The organism is Faecalibacterium hattorii (assembly GCF_003287455.1).
GTDB classification, from domain to species: domain Bacteria; phylum Bacillota; class Clostridia; order Oscillospirales; family Ruminococcaceae; genus Faecalibacterium; species Faecalibacterium hattorii.
The window spans coordinates 1-644 of the sequence record NZ_PRLC01000051.1; the positions used below are offsets into that span (position 1 = coordinate 1).

Below are 644 nucleotides of genomic sequence, written 5' to 3' on the forward strand. Positions count from 1 at the left end.
CATTCCGCAATAGGCAAGGTCTTTGTTCCTTTCGGCAGATTTGCATGGAGATAGCGACTTGCTGCGTTCCATAGGGTCAGCTCGGCGCGGTGGGCTTCCTCGTACTTGTCGCGCTTGTTTGTCCAGCCGTTTTGCAGCTTTTTCAGTTCATCGTGAATGGGCTTGTACTCTGTGTAGTTCTTCCCGTATTCAATTAGCTTTTGCAGCTTCTTCATGCGTTCCTCGGCGGTTTTCATTCCTGCCCGGATTGAATAGGCTCTATCACTGACAGAGGAAAGAGAAGCGTCCAGCTCGTCAAGATTAGAGATGCCATGCTCGGAGAGATAGTTGACCGCTGCCGCTATGGTTTTCAGTTCATCGGCTGTGTGTTGGTGCTGCCAACTCTGCGAATACTTCCGGCTCTTTTCTCTCTGAACGCTCAAATACTTCATCAACAGATTTGCAAGGTTGGGAGCTTGCGGCGGCTGCTTCGGGGCGGTTTTCCACACTTTGAACAGGTCGGCAATCCATTCTTTGAGCTTCTCAATCTGCGCCCGGATTTCCCGGATAAGGCGGTTTGTCTTTTGGATACTGCGGTTCAGTTCGCCTTTCTCGGTGGCGATACCTTTCTTCTCCATCTGGCAAGCCGCCACGCCCATGTGGAC

Annotated in this window: 1 pseudogene; it reads right to left on the reverse strand. The window is 51.6% G+C overall.

Features of this window, described 5'->3' with window-relative positions:
- A pseudogene (locus C4N23_RS13715) lies at positions 1–617 on the reverse strand (MobQ family relaxase); the annotation flags it as partial.
- Between the last annotated feature and the right edge of the window lie 27 nt (positions 618–644).